This is a genomic window from uncultured Planktomarina sp. (assembly GCA_943788425.1).
Taxonomy (GTDB): Bacteria; Pseudomonadota; Alphaproteobacteria; order Rhodobacterales; family Rhodobacteraceae; genus Planktomarina.
Genome location: CALSQF010000005.1, coordinates 1 through 17,231 on the forward strand (window position 1 = coordinate 1; position 17,231 = coordinate 17,231).

The following is a 17,231-nucleotide window of genomic DNA, read 5'->3' on the forward strand; positions in this document are numbered from 1 at the left end:
CGATCACGTTGAACGCGGCAAGTTACTTTTGACCGGCGTGCAGATCATGGTGGTGGATGAGGCAGATCGGATGCTCGATATGGGTTTCATTCCAGATATTGAGCGGATCTTCAAACTCACCCCCTTCACCCGCCAAACCCTATTTTTTAGCGCGACAATGGCGCCAGAGATCGAGCGGATCACCAATACGTTCCTCTCAGCGCCTGCAAAAATAGAGGTGGCCCGCGCCGCCACCACCTCCGATACCATCACCCAATCTGTCATCATGTTCAAAGCCAGCCGCAAAGATCGTGATGGCAAAGAGAAACGGGCACTCTTGCGGGGCATGATTGCCAGCGAAGCGGAAAACTGCACCAATGCCATTATCTTTTGCAATCGTAAGATGGATGTGGATGTAGTGGCCAAGTCCATGCAAAAATACGGCCTTGATGCAGCGCCAATTCATGGCGATCTGGATCAATCTAAGCGCATGGAAACGCTTGATAATTTTCGATCCGGCGCCCTGCGATTTCTGGTGGCCTCTGATGTGGCGGCGCGCGGGCTTGATGTGCCGAATGTGAGCCATGTTTTCAACTATGACGTTCCCAGCCATGCGGAGGACTATGTCCACCGCATCGGTCGCACAGGCCGGGCCGGAAAGTCTGGCACAGCGATGATGATTTGCAGCCCCCGAGATGATAAGAATTTTGCCGCAATCGAAGGGCTGGTGAAAATGGAAATTCCCCGGATGGAGCACGCGATGTCTGGCAAGACTGCCGAGGCTGAAACAGCTTCCGAGGATCGCACAGAAAAGAAACCGGCAAGACGCGGCCGCACTGTCAAAGCAAAGACATTACCTGCAGAGCCACCGTCCGAGGCGCAGGCCCTGCCAGAGGCAATCGATACGGCTTCGGCGCCAGAAGATGCTGCGCCGGCAGTCGTGGCCACAGCTGAAGACGCAGCGCAACCGCTCACCCCAGCACGCGAAGATCATAAAAACAAGCGCGGTGGCCGTGGACGTGGTCGCAGCCGCGACGCAGAGCCGCGCAACAACAATCGTGGTGGGGCGGCTTTGGATGCCTCCATGCCCAATTTTATTGCGCAAAGTTTCACCGAACGTTTGTTGGCAGAGGGCAGAGATCCATCGGCTTCCAATACCGCGCCCGAGGATGCTGAACAGCTCAGCAGCGACGGTGACACCGAAGATCTTAGCCTGACGGCCCAGGCGCCAGAGGACAATACGTCTTTTCAGGAAGACCACGCTTAAAGCGATCTGGGCATAACAGACAATTGCAGCAAATATTCCCTGCCCCCTGGCAACATCGGGCAGGGTCTGAAACGGTTTGCTTACGACAAACGGCTAATCACAACTGTGACTTCTGGCTTTTTGCCAATCTCCGATTGGGCGGAATGCCGTGCAATGCGGCGCAGCTCGTCTTCAAGCTTTTTATCGTCAAGCAACGTCTTGCGACCTGCACGCATCATAAATTGGTTCAAGTCTTCTTCAAGAACTTCGGCCAAACCAGCGCGGCTATTACCAATTTCTGGCAGACCCTTGATTTCACACCAAGGTTCGCCCAACGGGCCATCATCATCCAATATCACACTCACCATCACGTGACCGTTGAGCGACATGCGAATACGGTCGCGCACCACCCCATCCAAAGCACCGATCTGCACAGATCCATCAATATAGGTGCGACCTGTTTCAATGAATTCCTCAACCTTAGGCGCGTTGCCTGACAGGTTGATTACCATCCCATTGACCGCAACAACCGATTGCATCCCCTTGGCTTTGGCCAAATTGGCATGCGCACGCAGATGGCGGTGTTCGCCATGCATGGGCACCAAAATCTGTGGCTGCATCAAAGCGTGCATCGTCTCCAGATCCGGGCGGTTGGCATGGCCCGACACGTGATAAGCCCCGGTAGAGTCATCCACCACATCCACGCCAATTTCAGACAGTTGGTTAATGATCTTAATCACGCCACGTTCGTTGCCTGGAATGGTTTTTGATGAGAAGAGGAACAAATCCCCTTCCTTCAACTTATGCCCACGATATTTACCATTGGCCAATTGCGCAGAGGCTGCGCGCCGCTCGCCCTGACTGCCAGTGACCAAGAACATCAGATTGCCCCGCGGCACATCCAAAGCTTCCTCCAGGCTAATCACCGGAGGAAAATCTGATAAAACACCAGCTTCAAGCGCCGCTTCCACCATTTTGTTCATCGCACGTCCCATAAGACAGACCGAGCGCCCCGCACGGCGCGCTGCCTCTGCCAGGGTTTTGACCCGTGCCACATTGCTGGCGAAGGTGGTGGCCACCACCAATTGATCGGCGGATGCCACCAATTGCGTGATATTGTCACCCAAAGTCGCCTCAGACCGTCCCGGGGACAAAGAAAATACGTTGGTGCTGTCACAAACCAAAGCCTTGACGCCGGGTTTGGCAATCTCGCCCCAAAGGACAGGATCCCAACCTTCGCCGACCAACGGCGTCTCATCCAGTTTGAAATCCCCCGTATGCACAACCCGCCCTTCGGGCGTGTCGATCACCAAACCCGAACTTTCAGGAATCGAGTGGCTGATGGGCAGGAAACCCACTTTAAACGACCCCAAAGCCACTTGGTCAGGCCAAGCTCCCATGACCGTCACCGCATTGGCGGCCACACCATGCTCCTCCAGTTTCCGCCGGGCGATATTGGCCGTGAAGGCGCGGCTGTAGATTGGGGCGCCCAGCCGGGCATATGTATGGCCGACCGCTCCCACATGGTCTTCATGTGCATGGGTAATGAACACGCCATCAATGCGGTCTTTGCGCGCCTCGAGCCAAGAAATATCAGGAATAATCAAATCAACCCCGGGGGAGCTATCCATATCTGGAAAGGTCACGCCAAGATCAACGACAATTAGGCGCTCTTTGTCTTGGGGTCCGTACCCGTAGACATAACAATTCATTCCCACCTCTCCGGCGCCGCCGAGAGGGAGATACATTAAACGTTCTTGGCTCATCAAATTTCCTTATTGAATTGATGGATCACGGTAAGACCGTGCATTGTAAGCTCATCTTCGTAAGCATCGAACAGATGAACTGAGTGTTGAAAAAGCGGCGCCAGGCCGCCCGTAGAGATAACTTTCATCGGTTTGCCGTGTTCTGCTTTGATCTGCTCGCAGATCTCCCGCACCAGGCCAACATAGCCCCAAAACACACCCGACTGCATGCAGGCCACAGTATTGGTGCCGATCACACGTTGGGGCCTTGAGATATCCACATGAGGCAGTGCCGCGGCCGCTTGATGCAATGCTTCAAGGCTGAGATTAACCCCCGGCGCAATGGAGCCGCCGACATAAGCACCATCGCTGTCGACCACATCAAAGGTGGTGGCTGTCCCAAAATCTACAATAATCAGATCGCCGCCGAACAAATCATGCCCAGCCACGGAATTGACCAACCGATCCGGTCCGACCGCCGTGCCCGCATCGACACGAACATCAATCGGAAGCCGGCAATCCGTACGCCCAACCACCAGCGGCCGCGTCCCAAAGTATTTATCTGCCAGAACCCTAAGGTTCAGCACAACCCGCGGGACGGTCGAGGAAATCACCATCTCATCAATGTCGCTGGCGATGCCATCGAGGGTCATCAACGTATTGAGCCAGACAAAATATTGGTCGGCTGTGCGTTTATGGGACGTGGCAAGCCGCCAGTTGGCGATGAACTGAGTGCCATCCCAAATCGAGAACACTGTATTGGTATTTCCGCAGTCAATCGCGAGTAGCATCTTTACGGGCCCTAGAAATAGATATCAGCGGCTGGTATGACCCTCTTGCCGCCTGCCGTCAACAGCAGCAAATTGCCCTGTGCATCCAGCCCTTCAAAACGGCCGGTGATCTCCTCTTGGCCTGTGCGCGCAGTAATATTCTCACCTAAACGCGCCGCATGCGCCGTCCATTCCGCGCGAACTTCGGCAAAGCCTTGCTCGTCTAAAACCGCCTCAACCGCTGCAAATTCTGCCGCAAGCATTGAAAGAAAGGCATCCGGGAAAAGGCTCTGGCCGGTCACATCCGCCACGCCAATCGGAGCAAAACTGGCCTGCGCGACATCCTGAGGCGCATGACTAAGGTTCACCCCTATCCCGATCGTCAACCGCTCCACCAGCTGTCCAGACCCGAAAGATTCAAGCAAGATCCCAGCGACTTTCCCGCCATTCAGCAAAACATCGTTTGGCCATTTTTGAGCCAGAGCCCCTGCGTCCACCACGCTGGCCAAAGCCCTCCGCAAAGCGCAGGCTGCAACGAATGACCGCTGCGCGGCCTTTGAAGGGGAGCAGCGAGGCTGCATAACCAAACTGGCAGAAAAGGCGCCGGCTGGGCTTAGCCAACTGCGCCCCTGCCGTCCGCGGGCATGAGTTTGCGTGCCGGCCAAGATCCAATGCGGAAATCCCTGGGCCCCGTCATAACTGCGCGCCAAATCCATTGTGGATGCCGCCCGCGCATGAAAACTAGCGCTGACGCCAGATGGCAAGTTAATTTGCAAGAGACTCCGCCGCCAATTGCGCCAAAGGCTCGATGCCAAATAGGCTAAAGGCTGCACCCACGGTGATTAGAGCGGTAGAGACCACCAAAATCAAAGTAAGCCGACGCGGCGTCTGCGTATCGAGCGGCTCACTGTCCGCGCCAAAATACATGAAGTAAACGATGCGTATATAATAGTAGGCGCCAATCACAGAGGCCACCACCCCGGCTATCGCGAGCCAAGCCAAACCCGCCTCATAAGCGGCACGCAGCACGTAGAATTTGCCGAAAAATCCAACCATCGGCGGGACACCTGCCATAGAGAACATAATGAAAACCACGCAAAGGGCGCGCAAGGGCTGATATTTTGACAGCATGCTAAGGGACGCAATGTCGCTCACGGGGCGGCCGTCTCGCTCCATGGAGAGGATCAGGGCAAACATGCCGATGTTCATGGAGATATAAATTGCCATATAGATCAGCATGGCTTGGACGCCGAACACGGTGCCCGCGGTCAGCCCCATCAAAGCAAACCCCATATGGGCAATCGAGGAGTAGGCCATCAGACGCTTTATGTCTTTTTGTCCAATCGCCGCCACTGCGCCAAGAAACATTGAAAAGACAGATAAAACGGCTACAATTTGCTGCCAGTCGGCAGTCACACCGCCGAATGCGTCATGCACAACCCGCGCAAATAGACCCATCGCCGCCATCTTTGGCGCCGTAGCAAAAAAAGCGGTGACAGGTGTTGGCGCCCCTTCATAGACATCTGGCGCCCACATGTGAAACGGCGCTGCAGAGACCTTAAAGCCCATGCCAGCGATCACGAAGACCAAGCCCAACAACAAACCGATGGATATATCCCCATCGCTGGTTGCGGCCATAATACCGGAAAATTCTACCGTGCCGGCAAAGCCATAGACCAAAGAGGTGCCATACAGCAGGAGGCCAGACGACAAGGCTCCCAGCACAAAATATTTCAATCCCGCTTCGGTCGATCTGGCACTGTCACGGCGGAAAGCTGCGATCACATAAAGCGCCAAAGATTGCAGCTCTAACCCCATATAGAGTGTCAAAAGGCTTCCAGCGGAGACCATCACCATCATACCGACAACCGACAGGGCCACCAACAGCGGGTATTCGAACTTCAGCATATCGTGTTTGGCCGCGTAATCCTGGCCCATGACCAAAATCAAAGCCGCCGACAGTAAGATCACGATTTTGCAAAAGCGCGCGAAGCTGTCATCCATGAACATCCCGTCAAAGGCGGCTGTGCCAGTTGGCGTACCCATCGCCAAGACCAACGCCAGAAGCAAAAATACACCGCTGGTCAACCAAATCGACAGCACCGCATGCCGATCCTTGCCGGTATAAACGAAAACAACCAAAGCCAGCATAGCATAAAGCGACAGAAGAACCTCAGGGAGAACAGTCGTGAAATCAGAAGCGATCATGATCCAAAATTCCCCTTTAATGGGACGCAGTGGATGCGGCCGAACTCACAATGCCGTGAGCGGCCACATTGCTGTGATAGGTTTCAACCAAAGCCGCAACCGACGGCCCAATGATGTCAAGAATAAGCGCCGGATAAACACCCAAAATCAGTGTCATTGCCACAAGAGGGGCAAAGATCATCTTCTCACGCGGCGCCATATCGGTAATGGATTTCAAGCTCTCTTTGATCAAATCGCCCAATACCACGCGGCGATACAGCCACAAAGCATATCCAGCCGATAAAATCACCCCAGAGGTCGCAAAGAGCGCCACCCAGGTGTTCACTTGAAAAATCCCCATCAGGGTAAGGAATTCACCCACGAATCCAGATGTGCCGGGCAGGCCAACATTGGCCATAGTAAAGAACATAAAGATCAATGCATAGCTGGGCATCCGATTGACCAAGCCACCATAGGCGTCAATGTCGCGGGTGTGCATCCGGTCATAAATCACCCCAACACACAGGAACAAGGCGCCAGAGATAAAGCCATGACTCAGCATCTGGAATATCGCGCCATCAATCCCTTGCTGATTGGCGGCAAATATTCCCATAGTGACATAACCCATATGCGCTACTGATGAATAGGCAATCAACTTTTTCATATCTTGCTGCGCCAAGGCGACCAGTGACGTGTAGACGATCGCAATCGCCGACATCCAAAACACCAAGGGTGCTAGAAAATCGGAGGCGACAGGGAACATCGGCAAAGAGAACCGCAGAAACCCGTAGCCACCCATTTTTAGCAAAATAGCCGCAAGCACCACAGAGCCAGCCGTGGGCGCTTGCACATGGGCGTCCGGCAACCAAGTGTGCACCGGCCACATCGGCATTTTCACCGCAAAAGAGGCAAAGAAAGCCAGCCACATGAGTGTTTGAGCCCCACCAATAATATGAAATCCTGCAACACTCAGAGTTTCAGATCCAAAATTATGGCTCAAAAGCACGACCATATCCGTCGTACCTGCATCAGCGAACATGGCCACCATGGCAACCAGCATCAGAACCGAGCCTAAGAAGGTGTAGAGAAAGAACTTGAACGACGCATAAATCCGCTCTTTTCCGCCCCAAATGCCAATGATCAGGAACATTGGGATCAAACACGCTTCAAAAAACATGTAAAACAATACCAGATCCAAAGCGCAGAACACGCCGATCATCAGGCTTTCAAGCACCAAAAAGGCGATCATGTATTCCTTTAAACGATGCGTGACATTCCAAGAAGCTGCAACAACCAAGGGCATCGTGAAGGTGGTCAGCAAAACAAATAACAGGCTTATCCCATCGACCCCCATCTTATACTGCATGCCCAACAGCCAGCTGCGCTCTTCGACAAATTGAAAGCTCGTATCATTTGGCTCAAAACCCGACAGCAGCATAAGGGAGGCCAGAAATGTAAACCCGGTCGCTGCCAGCGCCAAATATTTCACATTGTTTTGAGAGGCCTCACCATCCCCGCGGGCCAAAAGCGCCAAAATGATCGCTGCGACCAGAGGAATGAATGTAATTAGGCTAAGAAGGTTGCTCATTATTTACCTCCCGCGATGGTCATCCAAGTAACCAAGGCTGCGATACCGATGACCATGCCGAAAGCATAGGTGAAAATATAACCCGACTGCATGCGCCCGGCCCATTTGGTAAAGAAGGGGATAATCCCCATGGCCAAACCGTTGATGCCGCCGTCAATGATTTTGCCATCTCCAATTTTCCAGAAGCTCCGCCCCAACCATTGCGCAGGGCGCAGGAAGATCACATCGTAAATTTCATCAAAATACCATTTGTTGAGCAAGAAGCGGTAGAGCACGGGATTGCTCTCAGCCACCCGGCGCGGCAGGTCCAGTTTTGTCATGTAAAACGCCCAAGCCCCCGCAAACCCCAATACCATGGCGATAAATGGCGATAATTTGACCAACCAATGGACGTGATGGGCATCGTCAAGCACCGTGTTGCTTGGCGCCATATAGATGGCACCGCGACCCAGTTTGTCCTCGCCGCTGTCATGCGCGACCGCATCGGCGTCAGAGCGGCTGGCCGCGCTCGTGGCCGCATGTGCAGGCGCAATCAAGCTAAACCCATCCAGCCCATAGCCCTCGGCGTGATCTGCATCTTCCTGGATGATCCCAAAGAACACCTCAACCTTGTGATGATCGCCAAAAAACGGCTTGTAAAACACCATGCCAGAGAAAATCGCCCCAACCGCCAGCACCGCAAGCGGCACCAACATGACCTTTGGGCTTTCATGGGCGTGCTCATGGGTGTGTTTGTCACCACGCGCCGCGCCAAAGAAGGTCAAGAACATTAAACGCCAGCTGTAAAAACTGGTGAACATCGCAGCTATCACCAACATCCAGAAGGCATAGCCCCCCATTGTTCCCGCATAGGCACTCTCAATAACCGCGTCTTTCGACAGAAAGCCGGCAAAACCATAGTGCGTGAGGGGGATACCCACACCGGTGATCGCGAGCGTGCCGATCATCATAGCCCAGAATGTATACGGCAGTTTCTTACGCAAACCGCCATAATTGTGCATATCCTGCTCGTGATGCATGCCGTGAATAACCGAACCCGCACCTAAAAACAGCATCGCCTTGAAAAAGGCATGGGTTAAAAGGTGGAACATTGCCACGGAATAAACCCCAAGCCCTGCGGCGACAAACATATATCCCAGCTGCGAGCAGGTTGAATAAGCGATCACCCGTTTGATGTCATTTTGGACGAGACCGACAGTGGCCGCAAAGAAGGCCGTGGACGCCCCCAAAAAGACGATAAAGCTCATCGTATCGGGTGCAAACTCCATGATGGGAGACATGCGGCAGACCAAAAAGACCCCCGCTGTGACCATGGTCGCCGCATGGATCAAGGCAGACACAGGCGTCGGGCCTTCCATCGCGTCCGGCAACCAAGTGTGCAAGATCAACTGCGCAGATTTGCCCATCGCACCGACGAACAGCAAGAAGGCGATCAGGTTCGCCGCGTTCCAATCGCGCCACAAAAACTGCAGCTCCATCGTGGCCAGCTGCGGACCGATCAGGAAGATGTCCTCAAACTTGATACTATCAGCCACAAGATAAAGGCCAAAGATACCAAGCAAAAATCCAAAATCGCCAACACGGTTCACCACAAAAGCTTTGATCGCAGCCGCGCCTGCGCTTTGTTTGCGAATATAAAACCCAATCAGCAAATAAGAGGCCACGCCCACACCTTCCCAGCCAAAGAACAGCTGTAATAGGTTGTCAGAGGTCACCAACATCAACATGGCAAATGTGAAGAACGACAGATAGGCAAAGAACCTTGGCCGATAGCTCTCGCCGTCCCGGAAGTGATCATCATGTGCCATATAGCCCATGGAATAGAGATGCACCAAAGCCGAGACGGTGGTGATCACAATCAACATAATCGTCGTCAGACGGTCCATACGAATGGCCCAATCGGTCGACAAGGTTCCGCTCTCAATCCAGCGCAAAATATGAATGCTTTCAGTCTGGCCCGTCAAAGCTGAGGAACAGCACCCAAGACAAAAGCGCCGACAGAAACAAAAGACCAGTGGTCAAAACCTGCGCCGCTTTATCGCCGATAACCCCATGACCGAAGCCTGCAATCAAAGCCCCCACCAATGGAGCGAAAAGGAGTATAGTTTCCATAACGCCTTACCCTTTCATTACGTTGACGTCTTCAACGTCAATCGAGCCTTTGTTACGGAAGAAACACACTAAAATCGCCAAACCAATGGCCGCTTCGGCGGCTGCCACAGTCAATACAAACAGCGTGAAGATTTGCCCAACATAGTCACCAAGGAAGGCCGAAAAAGCAACGAAATTGATATTCACACTCAGCAGCATCAATTCGATGCTCATCAGCAAGATGATGATATTTTTGCGATTTAGAAACAGCCCAAAGATACCAATCACAAACAGGGCCGCCGCAACGGCCAAATAATGTTCAAGTCCGATCATAGTCCCTGCCCCGGTTTCACGTCTTTCAATTCCATAGCTTTTGCGGGATCACGCATCATCTGAGCGACCACATCCTGGCGCTTAACATCGACCCGATGGCGCAGCGTCAGAACAATTGCCCCAATCATCGCCACCAACAGAACCAAGCCGGCCAATTGGAAAATCAATATATAGTCATCATAAAGAATGACGCCCAGCTCGCCCGTATTGGTTCCAGCGCCGAATTCAGCGGCTAAGCGCCCCTCATATCCGGCGGAGTAGTCCCAAACGCCAAACGCAAACATCAACTGGATTAAGACAATCACGCCGATCACCAACCCGAGCGGCAGATATCTTGCCATCTCGGCTTTCAATTCAGCAAAGTCCACATCAAGCATCATCACCACAAAAAGGAACAATACCGCAACGGCCCCTACGTAGACGATGATCAGCAGCATGGCCACAAACTCCGCTCCCAGTAGGACAAAGAGGCCCGCCGCCGAGAGAAAAGCCAAAATCAGCCACAAAACCGAATGCACAGGGTTGCGCGCCACGACTGTGAAAATGCCCCCGATCAAAGTGGACATTGAGAATGCGTAGAACGCGAGTTCCGCGATACCCATTGTAATTCCTTCCCTTGGCCGCTTAGCGATATGGCGCGTCGAGTTCGAGATTGCGGGCAATCTCAGCTTCCCAACGGTCGCCATTTTCTAGCAGTTTGGATTTGTCGTAAAATAACTCTTCACGCGTCTCGGTTGAGAATTCAAAATTCGGTCCCTCGACAATCGCATCCACTGGGCAGGCCTCTTGGCAAAATCCACAGTAAATGCATTTTGTCATATCAATATCGTAACGGGTTGTGCGCCGGCTACCGTCATCGCGCGGCTCGGCGTCAATGGTTATGGCCTGCGCCGGGCAAATCGCTTCGCAGAGCTTACAGGCAATGCAGCGTTCTTCTCCATTCGGATAGCGCCGCAAAGCATGTTCACCGCGAAACCTCGGGCTTAAGGGCCCTTTTTCATGTGGGTAGTTCAAAGTCGCCTTTGGGCGGAAAAAATACTTTATGCCCAATTTGAACGCGGCCCAAAAATCTTGCAGCAAGAAATATTTGACCGTGCGTGTATAATCAATATTTGCCATTGGTTTAGCCTCCCACTGTCCAGCGGGCATAGACGCCCCAGAACCAACCAAATTTCGCTGCAAAGGCCACAAAGACCACCCAGACCAAGGAGAAGGGCAGAAACACTTTCCAGCCCAAACGCATCAGCTGATCGTAGCGATACCGCGGCACCAAGGCTTTGACCATGGCAATAAGGAAAAAGAAGATCGCCATCTTCCCAACCATCCAGACCGGACCATCGGCAATGAAAGGTACAGGCGACGCCCAGCCCCCGAAAAACAACAAGGTGATCAAAGCACACATCAAGAAAATCGCGATATACTCACCAGCCATGAAGAGCAAAAACGGTGTCGAGGAATATTCCACCTGATACCCTGCAACGAGCTCTGACTCGGCCTCAGGCAAATCGAAAGGTGGACGATTGGTTTCCGCCAAAGCGCTGATGAAGAACAAAAACACCATTGGGAAATGCGGGATGAAATACCAGTTGAAAAAGCCCAAATCGCCATTTTGCGCCGCCACAATTGCACCAAAATTCATGGATCCCGTCGAGATAATCACACCGATGATAATCAAACCCATCGAGACCTCGTAGGAAATCATCTGCGCGGCGGAGCGCAGAGAGCCAAGGAACGGGTATTTCGAATTGGACGCCCAGCCCCCCATAATGACGCCGTAAACTTCGAGCGATGACACTGCGAAAACAAAGAGTAGGGCCACGTTGATATCGGCCAAAACCCAAGTGCTATCAAAGGGGATTACGGCCCAAGCCAACATCGCCAATACAAAGGAAACGAGCGGCGCCAATATAAAGACAGGACGATCCGCACCCGCGGGGATCACAATTTCCTTAACAACATATTTCAAGGCATCGGCCACGGTCTGCAGCAAGCCAAATAGTCCCACAACATTTGGCCCGCGCCGCATCTGAACCGCCGCCCAGATTTTGCGGTCGCCATAAACCAAAAATAGCAAGCTGATCATCACAAAGCCAACCACAGCAAGGGTCTGGCCCAAAAGGATCACCGCGACCCCAAGGTTTGTGGAAAAGAATTCGTTCATACCTTTGGTATCCCTCGTTCCTTGCGTTCAGCAGTGCTGATGTGCGCCTGAATATTGGCTGACAGGACAGCCGGGTCGTTTGATGGGCTGTAAACCGTATCTTGTCTAAAAATACCAGCCTTCACCGCATGGTTTTTCGATGAAATTATCGCTCTTTGCGCCGCAAAACCGTTGCAGCCCCAAAGACCGTGCCAAGTCGCATCAATCTTTGGCCCGCAATAGCGGTCTTGCCGGTTCGTCAAAGACACATCCATGAGATTACTCCGCCGCAAGAGGCGCGGAATTCCGCGCTTTTGCATTGGCCGAAAGCTCCGCCATCAAAACACTGGCCCGTGCAATCGGATTGCTGAGATAATAATCACTTATCGCCTGTCCAAAATCACCCTGAGCCATTTTTACACTTGTCACGGCCTGCCATTCATTTTCTGGCACAACATCAATCGCAGCCAAATGGGGGACCGCTGCCACCATGTGCGTGCGCAACTGCGCCAAGTTATCAAAGGGCAGCGCTGCGCCCAACTCAGCCGACAGCGCCCGCAGAATAGCCCAATTTTCCTTGGCCTCACCCGGTGCAAAGCCAGCGCGCTGCGCCAATTGCGGCCGCCCTTCGGTGTTGACAAAAACACCGTTTTCTTCGGTGTAGGCCGCGCCTGGCAGGATAACATCTGCGCGATGCGCCCCGCGATCGCCGTGGCTGCCTTGGTATATCACGAAGGCCCCTGGAGCGATCTCCATTTCATCAGCTCCCAAGTTGTAGATGACCTCAGCGCCATCGACTGCCGCAGCAATACCCCCTTCGGTGGTGCATCCCAGATCCATGGCGCCCACCCGTGCGGCGGCTGTGTGCAGGATCAATAATTTGCTACTTGTTTTTTCACAAAGTTCCATCGTGGCCGCCAAAACCGCCGCGCCATCTTCGCCTTGCAAGGCCGCCTGCCCGAGAACCACGACAGAGGGCTGATCTAGAATGGCTTTATGATCTTTCTTGAGTAAGGCCTGCAAATCTGCGCGCCCTGTGCCAACATGCACATAGTCATAGGTCAAATCGACTGGCTCACCAATCAGACCAATTGTGGCGCCCCGGCTCCAAGCCTTGCGGATGCGGGCATTTAGGACCGGCGCTTCGATCTTGGGATTCGTGCCAATCAACTGGATCATCTGCGCTGTTTCGAGATCCTCAACCCGAGCGGTGCCGACATAGGCGCTCCGGTTGCCCTCTGGCAGTTTTGCCCCATCTGTCCGGCACTCAATTTTGCCGCCCAATCCAGATATCAGCTGCTGAAGCGCATAAGAGGCCTCTGTCGAGACCAAGTCCCCGAGCAAAGCGGTCACCCGTTTGCCCGCCATAGCCGCAGCCGCAGCTGACAGCGCTTCTGGCCAAGTTGCGGGGCGCAATTTGCCTGCCTCACGAATATAGGGCCGATCTAGGCGCTGACGGCGCAAGCCATCCCAAACAAAGCGCGACTTATCGGCCAACCACTCCTCGTTCACCCCATCATGGTTGCGTGGCAAAAACCGCATCACTTCCCGGCCCTTCGTATCCACACGGATATTGGACCCCAGCGCATCCATCACATCAACAGAATCGGTTTTGCTCAACTCCCAAGGACGGGCGGTAAAAGCATAGGGTTTGGACACCAAAGCTCCAACCGGACACAGATCGATGATATTGCCCTGCAAGTTGCTATCGAGCGTTTGGCCAAGATAGCTTGTGATCTCAGAGTCTTCACCGCGCCCGGTTTGGCCCATCTGGGTGAGACCGGCCACTTCGGAGGTGAAACGCACGCAGCGGGTGCAAGAAATGCAGCGCGTCATATGGGTCTCAACCAATGGCCCCAAATCCAAATCCTCTGTCGCCCGCTTGGGCTCACGGAAACGGCTGAAATCTACCCCGTAAGCCATGGCTTGATCTTGCAGATCACATTCGCCGCCCTGATCGCAAATCGGACAATCCAGCGGGTGGTTGATGAGCAGAAACTCCATCACCCCTTCCCGGGCTTTTTTCACCATCGGAGAATTCGTTTTGACAACTGGCAATTGGCCTTCCGGGCCAGGACGTAGATCGCGCACCTGCATCGCACATGAGGCCGCGGGCTTCGGCGGCCCTCCGACGACTTCCACCAGACACATTCGACAGTTGCCAGCAATGGTCAAACGCTCATGATAACAAAAACGCGGCACCTCGACCCCGACCTGCTCACAGGCTTGGATCAACGTCATCGCGCCGTCTACTTCGATTTCTTGATCGTCGATGATGATTTTTCGCAGGTCAGACATATCTACTTCGCTTTCAGCAATTTTCCGATCGCGGAGCCTGCTTCAATTTCAGCAAGCCCCAAGGTGCAATAGGTCGCGGGTTGTTCAGGGATAACCCCATGATCTGCAAGTCGCTCTTGAGCAATGCTCAAAACACGCTTTTTTTCCATGGGATCTTTGACAAAGGCCGTCACCTCTTGGGCCGAATAACCCAGCGATTGCGCCTCTGTCTCGAGAGTTTTAATGTAAAACAGAGCCTTGAGCATCCGTGCCGAGATACTGGGGCAGGTTTTACGAATGACATTGGCCATAGAAATCGCAATCAACCCTTCGTTGAGTGCAGCCTCTTGTGCCAAACCCTTCGCAGCACTCACCGGCGCCGGCACGCAGCACAGCGCAAAGGCACCAGCCTTTAGCGTGGTGCGGATAGCAGCAGGAGGTGAGGCGAATAGGGTCATTTTTATTCAGCCGCCACACCACGCCGGGGTTGACGCTTATGGGCGATACGCGCCTCGATATCGTCGCGGAAATGTCGAATGAGCCCCTGAATAGGCCAGGCGGCCGCATCCCCAAGGGCGCAAATTGTATGGCCCTCGACTTGTTTGGTCACATCCAGCAACATATCAATTTCTTCTGGCTCCGCATCACCGCTCACCAGCCGCTCCATCACACGCATCATCCAGCCTGTACCCTCGCGGCACGGGGTACACTGGCCGCAGCTTTCATGCTTGTAAAACTTTGCCAAACGCCAAACAGCTTTGACCACATCCGTCGATTGATCCATCACAATGACCGCCGCAGTGCCCAGACCTGAACGCTGAGCCCGCAGCCAGTCAAAATCCATAATCGCATCCTGCCGCATCACAGAGCCGGGCAACATCGGCACGGAAGATCCGCCCGGGATCACCGCTTTGAGATTGTCCCACCCCCCACGGATCCCGCCACAATGCTTGTCAATCAGCTCGTCAAACGGGATCGACATAGACTCCTCGACCACGCAGGGATTATTCACATGGCCGGAAATTGCAAATAGCTTGGTGCCCGTGTTGTTGGGACGGCCAAACCCTGAGAACCAGGCGCCACCCCGGCGCAAAATGGTGGGCACGACTGCGATAGACTCCACATTGTTCACCGTGGTCGGACAGCCATATAGCCCCGCCCCCGCAGGAAACGGTGGTTTCATCCGCGGCATGCCTTTCTTGCCCTCAAGGCTCTCCAAAAGCGCTGTTTCCTCACCGCAAATATACGCCCCTGCCCCATGATGCAGGTAAATATCGAAATCCCAGCCTGATTTGGCCGCATTCCTACCAACCAGCCCGGCGTCATAGGCTTCATCAATCGCGGCCTGTAGCGCTTCTCTTTCGCGGATATATTCGCCGCGAATGTAGATATAACACGCATGGGCATTCATCGCGAAGGAGGCAATCAGACAGCCTTCAATCAGCGTGTGCGGATCATGGCGCATGATTTCACGGTCTTTACAGGTACCCGGCTCAGATTCATCCGCATTCACGACCAAATAGGACGGACGGCCATCGCTTTCCTTGGGCATAAAGGACCACTTCAACCCGGTTGGAAATCCCGCCCCGCCGCGGCCGCGCAGCCCGGAGGCCTTCATCTCATCGATGATCCAATCGCGGCCCTTTTTGATCAAAGCGGCCGTGCCATCCCAATGGCCCCGCGCCTTGGCACCTTTCAATGTGCGCTCATGCATCCCATAGAGATTGGTGAAAATACGATCTTGATCTTTCAGCATGTCATTTAGCCTTTATCTGCATCGCGGCGCGCACGCCAAATTTGAAAAGTGACAACCAGTGACCAAACCATTGCAGCCATAACGGCTAAATCCAGCAACAGCATGTAACGGCTGGAAATATCAAGCTGCACAGCGGCCCATTGCATACCCAGCCAAATCAGCATCGCACCGGCAATGACCAGACTGGCTGTCCGGCCTTTCTTGGCTTGCATATGATCTTTTTGACTGTGCATTTCGTGTTTGGTCTTTCAACTCAGTGTCTTTGCCAGTGGGCGTTCGGTTATTTGGTCTCTTTCGCCTTGGCGGTTTTGGCCTTTGGTGCGGCCTTGGCTTTGGTCTTTGGAGTGGCTTTCGCTTTTGCTGCCTTCCCCAACCATGGGGTTAGGAGCGGCACTTCGCTGCCGTCAATGCGTTTGACCGTATCGCCCAAGTCGACAGCCAATTGCACAGAAGCGTTGAAAGCCGCTTTGCCGGCCTCGTGATCTTGCAAGGAGGTCAAGCCCATGGCCGGCTCTGCGGCGTAACGGCCGGTTTGCGATCCGGGCGTCGGCACTTTGCCTGCTGCCAAATCATCAATCAAGGCTGCAAATTTTTCCGCCGTAAGATCCTCATAGTAATCTTTGCCAATTTGCACCATCGGCGCATTTGCGCAGGCCCCTAAACATTCCACCTCTTCCCAGCTGAACTTCCCATCCCCCGAAACGACATGAGGCTTGCTGGCAATTTTTTCTTTGCAAATAGAGACCAAATCTTCTGCACCGCAAATCATGCAAGTGGTGGTGCCGCAGATTTGAAAATGCGCAATCTGGCCCACAGGCTGAAGCTGAAACATGAAATAGAAGGTCGCAACCTCAAGAACCCGAATATAGGCCATGCCCAAAAGATCAGCCACCGCCTCAATCGCTGGGCGTGTCAGCCAACCTTCTTGCTCTTGGGCGCGCCACAACAAAGGGATCACCGCACTGGCCTGCCGACCCTCAGGGAATTTGGTCATCTGCGCTTCCGCCCAAGCCTGATTGGCAGGTGTGAACGCAAAGGCGCTAGGTTGATCTGCGTGTAGACGACGAAGCATATAAGGCCCCTGTTATTTAAGCGTTCAAAGACGCGACATAGATTTCA

Annotated in this window: 15 protein-coding genes and 2 pseudogenes; 1 reads left to right on the forward strand and 16 read right to left on the reverse strand. The window is 53.7% G+C overall.

What is annotated here, in order from left to right; translation table 11 throughout:
* Nucleotides 1-1,246, forward strand: a 1,246-nt coding sequence (locus ABLW18_RS05385) for a DEAD/DEAH box helicase (RefSeq protein WP_347823828.1), incomplete at its 5' end; no start/stop codon positions are given.
* A gap of 80 nt (nucleotides 1,247-1,326) precedes the next feature.
* Here the strand turns inward: ABLW18_RS05385 and ABLW18_RS05390 are convergent.
* The 16 genes and pseudogenes from ABLW18_RS05390 to nuoE all read right to left on the reverse strand — a co-directional run.
* The gene (locus ABLW18_RS05390; RefSeq protein ID WP_347823829.1) at nucleotides 1,327-2,991 is read right to left on the reverse strand and encodes a ribonuclease J; all 1,665 of its coding nucleotides are present in this window, start codon (nucleotides 2,989-2,991) and stop codon (nucleotides 1,327-1,329) included.
* Nucleotides 2,991-3,761, reverse strand: coding sequence for a type III pantothenate kinase (locus ABLW18_RS05395; RefSeq protein ID WP_347823830.1), 771 nt, complete (start codon nucleotides 3,759-3,761; stop codon nucleotides 2,991-2,993). Before ABLW18_RS05395 ends, ABLW18_RS05390 begins: the two co-directional genes overlap by 1 nt.
* An 11-nt stretch (nucleotides 3,762-3,772) precedes the next feature.
* Entirely contained in the window at nucleotides 3,773-4,516 is a 744-nt protein-coding gene (locus ABLW18_RS05400) for a biotin--[acetyl-CoA-carboxylase] ligase (protein WP_347823831.1), read from the reverse strand.
* On the reverse strand, nucleotides 4,506-5,948 hold the full coding sequence (nuoN, locus tag ABLW18_RS05405) for an NADH-quinone oxidoreductase subunit NuoN (protein WP_347823832.1): 1,443 nt from the start codon (nucleotides 5,946-5,948) through the stop codon (nucleotides 4,506-4,508). Before nuoN ends, ABLW18_RS05400 begins: the two co-directional genes overlap by 11 nt.
* Nucleotides 5,949-5,964: 16 nt before the next feature.
* Nucleotides 5,965-7,515: an NADH-quinone oxidoreductase subunit M gene (locus tag ABLW18_RS05410; protein WP_347823833.1), complete on the reverse strand. Its 1,551-nt coding sequence runs from the start codon at nucleotides 7,513-7,515 to the stop codon at nucleotides 5,965-5,967.
* A pseudogene (gene nuoL / locus ABLW18_RS05415) lies at nucleotides 7,515-9,627 on the reverse strand (NADH-quinone oxidoreductase subunit L). Before nuoL ends, ABLW18_RS05410 begins: the two are co-directional and overlap by 1 nt.
* Before the next feature lie 6 nt (nucleotides 9,628-9,633).
* Nucleotides 9,634-9,939: an NADH-quinone oxidoreductase subunit NuoK gene (gene nuoK / locus ABLW18_RS05420; RefSeq protein WP_044049702.1), complete on the reverse strand. Its 306-nt coding sequence runs from the start codon at nucleotides 9,937-9,939 to the stop codon at nucleotides 9,634-9,636.
* Complete coding sequence (locus ABLW18_RS05425; protein ID WP_347823884.1) at nucleotides 9,936-10,535, reverse strand: NADH-quinone oxidoreductase subunit J; 600 nt, start codon at nucleotides 10,533-10,535, stop codon at nucleotides 9,936-9,938. Before ABLW18_RS05425 ends, nuoK begins: the two co-directional genes overlap by 4 nt.
* A 28-nt stretch (nucleotides 10,536-10,563) precedes the next feature.
* Nucleotides 10,564-11,058 carry an NADH-quinone oxidoreductase subunit NuoI gene (gene nuoI / locus ABLW18_RS05430; RefSeq protein WP_347823834.1) on the reverse strand — a complete coding sequence of 165 codons (495 nt, stop codon included), beginning with the start codon at nucleotides 11,056-11,058 and terminating at the stop codon, nucleotides 10,564-10,566.
* 4 nt (nucleotides 11,059-11,062) lie between these two features.
* A complete protein-coding gene (nuoH, locus tag ABLW18_RS05435) occupies nucleotides 11,063-12,100 on the reverse strand; it encodes an NADH-quinone oxidoreductase subunit NuoH (RefSeq protein ID WP_347823835.1) in 1,038 nt (345 codons plus the stop codon).
* Complete coding sequence (locus ABLW18_RS05440) at nucleotides 12,097-12,354, reverse strand: hypothetical protein (protein WP_347823836.1); 258 nt, start codon at nucleotides 12,352-12,354, stop codon at nucleotides 12,097-12,099. Before ABLW18_RS05440 ends, nuoH begins: the two co-directional genes overlap by 4 nt.
* 4 nt (nucleotides 12,355-12,358) lie before the next feature.
* Nucleotides 12,359-14,377, reverse strand: coding sequence for an NADH-quinone oxidoreductase subunit NuoG (nuoG, locus tag ABLW18_RS05445; RefSeq protein WP_347823837.1), 2,019 nt, complete (start codon nucleotides 14,375-14,377; stop codon nucleotides 12,359-12,361).
* A gap of 2 nt (nucleotides 14,378-14,379) precedes the next feature.
* Nucleotides 14,380-14,814 carry a DUF5333 domain-containing protein gene (locus tag ABLW18_RS05450; protein ID WP_347823838.1) on the reverse strand — a complete coding sequence of 145 codons (435 nt, stop codon included), beginning with the start codon at nucleotides 14,812-14,814 and terminating at the stop codon, nucleotides 14,380-14,382.
* Between the two features lie 2 nt (nucleotides 14,815-14,816).
* Nucleotides 14,817-16,112, reverse strand: coding sequence for an NADH-quinone oxidoreductase subunit NuoF (gene nuoF / locus ABLW18_RS05455; protein ID WP_347823839.1), 1,296 nt, complete (start codon nucleotides 16,110-16,112; stop codon nucleotides 14,817-14,819).
* A gap of 5 nt (nucleotides 16,113-16,117) precedes the next feature.
* Nucleotides 16,118-16,345, reverse strand: a complete 228-nt coding sequence (locus ABLW18_RS05460; protein WP_347823840.1) for a DUF5337 domain-containing protein — start codon at nucleotides 16,343-16,345, stop codon at nucleotides 16,118-16,120.
* Nucleotides 16,346-16,476: 131 nt separating this feature from the next.
* Nucleotides 16,477-17,184 (reverse strand): annotated as a pseudogene (gene nuoE, locus ABLW18_RS05465) (NADH-quinone oxidoreductase subunit NuoE); the annotation flags it as partial.
* Between the last annotated feature and the right edge of the window lie 47 nt (nucleotides 17,185-17,231).

What these genes read in the sequence shown, in the direction of transcription:
- ABLW18_RS05390 (WP_347823829.1), bottom strand. Translation starts at nt 2,991, where the DNA reads ATGAGCCAAGAACGTTTAATGTATCTCCCTCTCGGCGGCGCCGGAGAG.
- ABLW18_RS05395 (WP_347823830.1), bottom strand. Translation starts at nt 3,761, where the DNA reads ATGCTACTCGCGATTGACTGCGGAAATACCAATACAGTGTTCTCGATT.
- nuoN (WP_347823832.1), bottom strand. Translation starts at nt 5,948, where the DNA reads ATGATCGCTTCTGATTTCACGACTGTTCTCCCTGAGGTTCTTCTGTCG.
- ABLW18_RS05410 (WP_347823833.1), bottom strand. Translation starts at nt 7,515, where the DNA reads ATGAGCAACCTTCTTAGCCTAATTACATTCATTCCTCTGGTCGCAGCG.
- nuoK (WP_044049702.1), bottom strand. Translation starts at nt 9,939, where the DNA reads ATGATCGGACTTGAACATTATTTGGCCGTTGCGGCGGCCCTGTTTGTG.
- nuoI (WP_347823834.1), bottom strand. Translation starts at nt 11,058, where the DNA reads ATGGCAAATATTGATTATACACGCACGGTCAAATATTTCTTGCTGCAA.
- nuoH (WP_347823835.1), bottom strand. Translation starts at nt 12,100, where the DNA reads ATGAACGAATTCTTTTCCACAAACCTTGGGGTCGCGGTGATCCTTTTG.
- ABLW18_RS05440 (WP_347823836.1), bottom strand. Translation starts at nt 12,354, where the DNA reads ATGGATGTGTCTTTGACGAACCGGCAAGACCGCTATTGCGGGCCAAAG.
- nuoG (WP_347823837.1), bottom strand. Translation starts at nt 14,377, where the DNA reads ATGTCTGACCTGCGAAAAATCATCATCGACGATCAAGAAATCGAAGTA.
- ABLW18_RS05450 (WP_347823838.1), bottom strand. Translation starts at nt 14,814, where the DNA reads ATGACCCTATTCGCCTCACCTCCTGCTGCTATCCGCACCACGCTAAAG.
- nuoF (WP_347823839.1), bottom strand. Translation starts at nt 16,112, where the DNA reads ATGCTGAAAGATCAAGATCGTATTTTCACCAATCTCTATGGGATGCAT.
- ABLW18_RS05460 (WP_347823840.1), bottom strand. Translation starts at nt 16,345, where the DNA reads ATGCACAGTCAAAAAGATCATATGCAAGCCAAGAAAGGCCGGACAGCC.